The organism is Amycolatopsis sp. NPDC051372, assembly GCF_040682095.1.
In the GTDB taxonomy this organism is placed as follows: Bacteria; Actinomycetota; Actinomycetes; order Mycobacteriales; family Pseudonocardiaceae; genus Amycolatopsis.
On sequence record NZ_JBFBAF010000080.1, the window covers coordinates 1 to 7,549 of the forward strand.

General features: G+C 68.0%; 6 protein-coding genes and 1 pseudogene. 3 read left to right on the plus strand and 4 right to left on the minus strand.

The annotated features are described in order from the left end of the window. Window positions 1-537, minus strand: a pseudogene (locus AB0M56_RS50170) (exopolyphosphatase); the annotation flags it as partial. A gap of 198 nt (window positions 538-735) precedes the next feature. Here AB0M56_RS50170 and AB0M56_RS50175 point away from each other — a divergent pair. Together AB0M56_RS50175 and AB0M56_RS50180 are read left to right on the plus strand one after the other, a co-directional pair. Further along, window positions 736-1,107, plus strand: coding sequence for an STAS domain-containing protein (locus AB0M56_RS50175; RefSeq protein WP_364190668.1), 372 nt, complete (start codon window positions 736-738; stop codon window positions 1,105-1,107). 1,095 nt (window positions 1,108-2,202) lie between these two features. After that, on the plus strand, window positions 2,203-3,138 hold the full coding sequence (locus tag AB0M56_RS50180) for an acyl-CoA desaturase (RefSeq protein ID WP_364190671.1): 936 nt from the start codon (window positions 2,203-2,205) through the stop codon (window positions 3,136-3,138). 458 nt (window positions 3,139-3,596) lie between these two features. On the opposite strand, the gene ctaD is transcribed toward AB0M56_RS50180, so the two are convergent. Further along, the gene (gene ctaD / locus AB0M56_RS50185) at window positions 3,597-5,369 is read right to left on the minus strand and encodes a cytochrome c oxidase subunit I (protein ID WP_364190682.1); all 1,773 of its coding nucleotides are present in this window, start codon (window positions 5,367-5,369) and stop codon (window positions 3,597-3,599) included. 277 nt (window positions 5,370-5,646) lie between these two features. Here ctaD and AB0M56_RS50190 point away from each other — a divergent pair, with 277 nt between their 5' ends. Next, window positions 5,647-5,859 carry a hypothetical protein gene (locus tag AB0M56_RS50190; RefSeq protein ID WP_364190674.1) on the plus strand — a complete coding sequence of 71 codons (213 nt, stop codon included), beginning with the start codon at window positions 5,647-5,649 and terminating at the stop codon, window positions 5,857-5,859. 142 nt (window positions 5,860-6,001) lie between these two features. Here AB0M56_RS50190 and AB0M56_RS50195 read toward each other — a convergent pair whose 3' ends face one another. Both AB0M56_RS50195 and AB0M56_RS50200 read right to left on the minus strand, forming a co-directional pair. Then, window positions 6,002-6,496 carry a hypothetical protein gene (locus AB0M56_RS50195; protein WP_364190677.1) on the minus strand — a complete coding sequence of 165 codons (495 nt, stop codon included), beginning with the start codon at window positions 6,494-6,496 and terminating at the stop codon, window positions 6,002-6,004. After that, complete coding sequence (locus AB0M56_RS50200) at window positions 6,493-6,894, minus strand: hypothetical protein (protein WP_364190680.1); 402 nt, start codon at window positions 6,892-6,894, stop codon at window positions 6,493-6,495. The genes AB0M56_RS50195 and AB0M56_RS50200 overlap by 4 nt, the downstream gene beginning before the upstream one ends. Window positions 6,895-7,549: the final 655 nt, after the last annotated feature.

The window sequence follows — 7,549 nt, forward strand, 5'->3', positions numbered from 1 at the left end:
CGGCTGCTCGGCCGGCAGCCAGTCACGCGTGACCGAGCGGGCACCCAGCGGCAGCGAACGGGCGAACTCGGCCTGCGAACCGCCGCCGGCGGACAACTCCACCGTGCCGCCGCCGATGTCGAGCACCAGCAACGGACCCGCGGACGCGCCATACCAGCGCCGCGCGCCCACGTAGGTCAGCTCGGCCTCGCGCCGACCGGAGAGGAACTGCAGCTCCACACCCGTGTCGCGACGGACGCGGCGCACCACCTCGGTGGCGTTGGCCGCGTCCCGGATCGACGAGGTGGCGAACGGGAAGAGGTTGTGCACGTCGTGGCGTGCAGCCGTGGTTGCGCCATCGGCCACCGCCGCGGAGATGGCCGCGATACCGCGCGGGCTCAGGCGGCAGTCGTTGTTGAGCTCACGGTCGAGGCGCAGTCGCGTCTGATGGCTCAGGGCGGGGGCCAGTGGCGTACCGCCGGGCTCGAGCACCACGAGCCGAGCGCTGAACGAGCCCACGTCCAGTGCTCCTGCAGCAGAACCCGAAACCTTGCGCACAGCTAGGTCCATCTCAACTCTCGCACCGACGTCGAGTTCCCCGGAATCAGATTTCTACACATGCCGGCAGGAGGCCTCCAGTGGTGGTGGTTGCCAGGGCCCGCTTCTCACCCACTAGTCCGACTCCCCGGCGCTACACTCCGAGCCAGACCGGACGCAGTCGCGCTCTGTGGAGCCCGTGCAGTGGCTGGAGGCAGCATGGCGTTCTCCATAGATATTCGTTCTCGTGCCGTCGGAACTCTTCAAGTCAATGTTCGTGGCCCCGTGGTCGGCTACACGGCCGACGAGCTGAGAGCCGTGATCACCGAGGCGATCGAGCTCCGAAATCCGAACGAACTCTTGGTGAACCTGTGGGACGTGACGATTCTCAGCTCCGCCGGCGTCAGCGCCCTCCTCGCCGGCTACGTCGCGTCCGTCGACTGGGGCACGTCTTACCGAGTCACGGAGATTCGCGGCCAACCCCGCGCCTTGCTGCAGGCCGTCGGCGTGCTGGACATGCTTGCCGATAGCAACGACCTCGGGGCTCTCGTACTCGCCGTAATCGCCTGTTCCGAGCCAGGCGCAGAATAACCAACGTGGCCGTGTGCTCGACCCAGATGAACAGTGGCGGGGGCCGATCAGGGTTCGACTGCCACGGCCCGCCGACGGCTGAGTCGGGTCCGCACACGATGTCGCGGAGCTGCGTGAAAATGCCCTTGGTCATGTCGATGACGTCGCGGCTCTTGTTCGCGGCGTGCAGCTGGGCTTCGGTCTGCGCGCCGACGAGCGCGGTCGCGGCGTGGGCGGCGAACACATGCCCGTCCTGCCCTGGGCGCGGAAGGTCGGCACGCAGGCGCGGGTGAGCCGGAAGGTCCCGCGGCAACCACGCCGCGGGCCTTTGTGCACTGGCGTTGGGCACGAACTCGGCCTCGTCGGGCAACTCGGGGTGACCTCGGGTCGACCGGCTGCACCGGGAGCGCGTTGAACACCAGCATCGCCGGCGGCGACTCCGATACGGCCGGCAACGACGGCACCGACACGGCGGCGGCCACGAACGCACGCTCCTCACGCAGTGGTCGCGGGGGCGTCCTCGGTTTTCGTCTCGAGCATCGCGACCGGCGGCAACGGCGTGCCTCCGGCACAGCCGGCGACGCCATCGGCATGAACGTCGTGGTGACCGGCACGTCCGGCAGCTCGGGCGACTCCGGTGGCAACATCGCCATCACCTCCACCGGCAGCGGCTCGCCCGTCGCGGTTGGGGCCACGGCGACTCGCAGAACCAGGGTGGCCACTCGAGCAGCACGGTCATCTCAGATGAGCCCGACACCGCCGAAAACACCGGCGCCACCACCACAGGCAGCACCTCCGGCTGGGCCGGCAACGCCGACGCCCCGGCTGTAGCACTTTCTCCCACGCCCTGCGCACCGTCTGACGGAAGCGGGACACCTGCAGCCCCGTCCGTGGTCAGCACTCTCCAGCGAAATATCCACTGTGGACAACTTGCCGGATCGGTCTCCTCGTGACGCACGTGTGACCATTCAACGGTTTTGCCCGACCCTGACCGGGATATCCCGGTGGCAATCGCCCAGAAATTCGGCGACCACCGTCCGTCCCCGAGAGATGAGCGACCGCATGACACAACCCCTCACCCGCCCCCGCTCTGGAACGCGAAAACCGGCGAAACCGATGTTGTCGGGCGAAAAGACCCGGGCCGAGAACTCGTTGGTGAAGCTGTTCGCCGTCGTGCCGTTGCTGGCGCTGGCCGCGGCGGTGCCGTTCGCGTGGGGGTGGGGCCTGGGCTGGATCGACATCGGCCTGGCCGCCGGCTTTTACGTGCTCACCTGCCTCGGCGTGACGATCGGGTTCCACCGGTACCTCACCCATGGCGCGTTCAAGGCCGGCCGCGGCCTGCGGATCGCGCTCGCGGTGGCCGGGAGCATGGCCATGCAGGGACCGGTGATCGGCTGGGTCGCCGACCACCGCCGCCACCACGCCTACGCCGACCGCGAAGGCGATCCGCACTCCCCGTGGCGTTACGGCACCACGCCGGCCGCACTCGCCAAGGGGTTCTGGCACGCGCACATGGGCTGGCTGTTCGACCGCCAGAAGACCAACGCCCAGCGTTTCGCCCCCGACCTGCTCGCCGATCGCGACGTCGCCCGCGTCGATCGCTGGTTCCCGGTGCTGACCGTCCTCACGCTCTTGGCGCCGGCCCTCATCGGCGGCCTCGCCACGATGTCCTGGTGGGGGGCGGTGACGGCGTTCTTCTGGGCGAGTCTGGTACGCGTCGCGGTGCTGCACCACGTGACCTGGTCGGTGAACTCGTTGTGCCACCTGATCGGTGACCGGCCCTACGCCGCCCGCGACAAGTCGGCGAACTTCTGGCCGTTGGCCATCGCGTCGATGGGGGAGTCGTGGCACAACTCCCACCACGCCGACCCGACCGGCGCCCGCCACGGTGTCCGCCGCGGCCAGATCGACATCTCGGCCCGCATCATCTGGCTGTTCGAGAAGGCCGGCTGGGCCACCGACGTCCGTTGGCCGAAGCCTGAACGCCTGACCGGCAAGCTCAACCCCGGCTACGCACCAGCGCTCGGACGCGGAGTGCTCGACCCGCGATGACACTGCGCACCGGGCCCGACCCTGGTTCGGTCACTTCGGGTTGAGCCCGCAGCCTCCACAATCCGAACACTCGCACCGTTCTGAGGCCCGTCGTGCCTGGATCCCATGAGCCCGAGCGGGGTTCGTTCGCCGACGCCGAACCGCCGCGGCTGGGCTCAGTACTGCTGCGCAACCGTCGGGCACGGGATGACCGCTCAATCGCCGGTCGCCGTTCCTGCTCGGCATGGCGAGAGCGGCGGGCGGCCCGGCTGACGCCGAGCTGCTCGGCTTCCCCTGGCCAGCCTTCGCGCTCGGCTTCGGCGATCCGAGCGGTTGGGTTGTCGCGAATAAAACCCGGCCAAGACCACGATCGCGCCCTACTCGCTGCGGTGCCCGGATCAGGGGCGGCAGACGCGGGAGGCCGCGGGCCTGGATCGCGAGGGCAACATGTCGCGGCGCAACCGTCAACGCCTCTCCGATCAGCGTCCACGGGGGTCTGCACTGCCGCCTTGCTCGTCCGGCTGGGTCGCGCCCGCTGCGATCTCGGAGGGAGAGGCTTTGCCCTGGGGGTGTCCTCGGGTCACGTGTGCTTCGTCGCGCATGCGTTCGACCATGTGCGGGTAGTGCAGCTCGAACGCGGGCCGTTCGGAGCGGATGCGGGGTAGCTCGAGGAAGTTGTGCCGCGGCGGCGGGCTGGTCGTCGCCCACTCCAGCGAGTTGCCGTACCCCCAAGGGTCGTCCACGTCGACCTTTTGGCCGAAGCGGTAGCTCTTGACGACGTTCCAGATGAAGGGCAGCACCGAGGCGCCCAGGATGAACGACCCGATCGTGGAGATGGTCTGCATGAGGGTGAACCCGTCGCTGCGCAGGTAGTCGGCGTAGCGGCGGGGCATGCCGGCGTCGCCGAGCCAGTGCTGGATGAGGAACGTGGTGTGGAAGCCGATGAAGGTCGTCCAGAAGTGCCACTTGGCCAGCGGCTCGTCGAGCATGCGGCCGGTGATCTTGGGGAACCAGAAGTAGATGCCGGCGAAGGTGGCGAACACGATCGTCCCGAACAGCACGTAGTGGAAGTGGGCGACGACGAAGTAGCTGTCGTGCACGTGGAAGTCGAGCGGCGGGGCGGCGAGGATGATGCCGGTGAGCCCGCCGAGGAGGAAGGTGACGAGGAAACCGATCGACCACAGCATGGGTGATTCGAACGTGAGGGTGCCTTTCCACATCGTGCCGATCCAGTTGAAGAACTTGATCCCGGTGGGCACGGCGATGAGGAAGGTCATGAACGAGAAGAACGGCAGCAGCACGGCACCAGTGGCGAACATGTGGTGGGCCCACACCGCGACCGACAACGCGGTGATGCCGATGGTCGCGAACACCATGGTCTTGTAGCCGAACAGCGGTTTTCGGCTGAAGACAGGGATGATCTCCGTGACGATGCCGAAGTACGGCAGCGCGACGATGTAGACCTCGGGGTGGCCGAAGAACCAGAACAGGTGCTGCCACAGGATCGCGCCGCCGTTGGCCGGGTCGAAGACGTGTGCACCGATGTGTCTGTCGGCGAGCAGCCCGAACAGCGCGGCCGTGAGGATCGGAAACGCCAGCAGGATCAGGATGCCGGTGAACAGGATGTTCCAGGTGAAGATCGGCATCCGCCACATCAGCATCCCGGGCGCGCGGAGACACACGATGGTGGTGATCATGTTGACCGCCCCGAGGATCGTCCCGAGGCCGGTGACGATCAGCCCGGTGATCCACAGGTCACCGCCGACACCGGGGCTGTGGATGGCGTTCGACAGCGGTGTGTACGCGGTCCAACCGAAGTCCGGCGGCCCACCCGGGGTGATGTAGCCGGACAAGACGATCAAGCCGCCGAACAGGTAGAGCCAATATGAGAACGCGTTCAATCGGGGAAAGGACACGTCCGGCGAGCCGATCTGCAACGGCACGAGGAAGTTGGCGAAGCCGAAGAGGTTCGGGGTGGCGTAGAGCAGCAGCATGATCGTGCCGTGCATGGTGAACAGCTGGTTGTACTGCTCGGGTGAGAGGAACTGCAGCCCGGGCTGGGCCAGTTCGCCTCGCATCAGCAATGCCGTCAACCCGCCGACGAGGAAGAAGCCGAATGAGGTCGACAGGTAGAGAACGCCGATCGTCTTGTGATCGGTCGTGCGGATCGTCTTCAGGATCACCGACCCGAGCGGCTCCGTGCGGGCCGGTCGGAGCGGGACGGGTGTGGGGCGCGCCGTGGTGTCGGTCATCGGGTCCTCGGTTTCGTCGCCGGACATCCTCATCGTTGCCGGCGCGCACTTACCCGCTCCGTCCGTCGGTAAACCCGTGCTTGAAAAAAACGACGGTTGACGACGTCCGGTGGGGGTATGCCTCGCGCCGAGCGCAGCCGGCAGCACCGTTTTCCGAATCGAGGTGGCGGCGATGGACTCAACGGTTCCGGGCGTGCAGAGGACCGTCTCAGCACGAGACGCAGCTCGACGTCTCCGCGCGACCGAACGTCACTTCAAAGCCACGGACGCCACGTGGGTGCACGAGGCCTTCGGTGAGGCCGCGTGGCCCCTGAGGCGCGGCTGGTTCGCGGTGAACGTCGCCTTGGACGTCATCGCGCTTGCGCTGATCCTGTTCGGCGTGCTCGTGGTGTTACCGGTGGCCTTCGCGGGCTTCGTCCTGGGCAACATCGCCGTCTGCATGCACCTCGAGCGCCAACGCCGGATCGAAGGCGGTATGACGAATCGGTGACCCGCCGCCTGGTTGGCGAAACTCTCGCGCGCTCCTGGCGCGACGTGATGGCCAACGGGTGGTCCCGCTCGAACATCAGCGCGAGGGTGCGCCGGCTCGCCGCCGCGCTCCGACGGCGCGGACGCCAACCGCGTCGCCGCGATCAGTTTTCCTGGTGGCCGGAGTTCATGATGTCGATGCCGATCTGGCGTCGGAAGGGCTCCAGTTTGTCTCGCTGGTGGTCGGCTCGAGCCATGAGGTCGTCGAAGTCGATGGACGGCACGCGGGCGCGCAGGCCGGCCAGGTCACCGAGGGTGGTCCACAGGATCTTTTTGCCTTCGATACCCATGGCCAGGGCCTCTAGTTCAAGAAACCGGCTCAGCGGAGAATAGGACCACAGGCGGCCGTTGCGCTTGAGCCGCCCCAGCCGTTCTCCCGCGAACGCGGCTGCGGCCTTGGCACGGTTCGGGCGCACGTCGAGCGCGCGCATGATCAGTTCGACCGTCCGCACGTCTTCAGCGATGGCTTGCGCGACCTCGGCCAACGCGTCTCCCAGTTCGGTCCCGCGGTTACTGCCTCGGGCCCGGCGCGCCAGTTCGCGCCAGGTGATGCCCAGGGCGAACTGGTCGCGAAGGTAGATCCGCAGGAACTCGGTCATCGGTCCACCGCCTGCGGGCGTGGGGACTGCCACCGGAAGACGCCGGCGCCCTTCGCGTAGGCCAGGTGACCACCGAGCGCGCCGCCCGCGCTGAGGACCATCAAGTCGACGAAGCCGAGGATCTTGCCACCGGCCGGCTCGTGTCGGCGTCGCAGATAGGAGGCGGTGAAAAACGCGCCCGCGACGACCAATCGCCGGGCGGCTGCGTCGTTGCCCGGAGTCGGGTCGAGCGGCGCTGCGCACGCCCAAGCCCCGATGGGGACGGTGACGGCGAGCGGGTGCAGGGGGTGCCCGATCCGGCGCCCACCCAGCTCGCGGCCGACGCGACCGCCGAAGAGCCGGCGCAACGGCTTCGCCACCGTGGCTGCGGGCGCATCAATCCCGCGTGCTGTTTCCATCGCGGACAACACACGGTGAGGTGCCGCAGCCCGATCCCCTTCGCCGCGGATCTTCGGAACAGCTTGTGCGGTCTTGTCAGTCATGTTGTGGACTACCCCGCGCTTCTGGTGACCAATCTCGCGTCGGCCAAAACGTGTCGGCCGGCGCCGGCTGACCCCGGCGGGTTCGGCACACGAAGACGGGCTCCCGCGCGTGGGGAGCGCTCACACGCCCGCAGCACGTTTGAACGTCCAGGCTTGGAGGCAGCGGCGAGTTTCGGTGGCCGGGCCGCGTCCGACCCGTGGTGTTCCCTTTGACCGAGGAACTGGTGTCGTTCGCGCGGCGCGACCGGACGGCTGTTTTCCGCTTGGGGAAAGAAAATACCCCTTGCCTGGCGCGGCAAACGTGTGTCTCTACGCGAGTCCACCGTGGAGCGCGTGGAAGTTTTCGGGGCCGGAGGCCGGGTAGCCGCAAGCACAATTGATGAGGAGGCCGACGTGACGACGATGCCTGCCGAAGCGGCCGTGCCGGGCAGAGTGGCGACGCGGGTGTTCCCCGTTTTCCCTCGGGCCCGTCGCGCCGGGCGCTGGTGTCGGCGCGCGTGAACGCGGCGGCGCGCGGTCTGCCGGTGCGGACCCGCCGGGGCGGCCTTCTCGCCGCGGCCGCGGGTGGACC

Excerpts from the sequence above, each read along its gene's own strand:
- AB0M56_RS50175 (WP_364190668.1), top strand. The coding sequence starts at position 736 with ATGGCGTTCTCCATAGATATTCGTTCTCGTGCCGTCGGAACTCTTCAA.
- AB0M56_RS50200 (WP_364190680.1), bottom strand. The coding sequence starts at position 6,894 with ATGGAAACAGCACGCGGGATTGATGCGCCCGCAGCCACGGTGGCGAAG.
- AB0M56_RS50180 (WP_364190671.1), top strand. The coding sequence starts at position 2,203 with ATGTTGTCGGGCGAAAAGACCCGGGCCGAGAACTCGTTGGTGAAGCTG.
- ctaD (WP_364190682.1), bottom strand. The coding sequence starts at position 5,369 with ATGACCGACACCACGGCGCGCCCCACACCCGTCCCGCTCCGACCGGCC.
- AB0M56_RS50195 (WP_364190677.1), bottom strand. The coding sequence starts at position 6,496 with ATGACCGAGTTCCTGCGGATCTACCTTCGCGACCAGTTCGCCCTGGGC.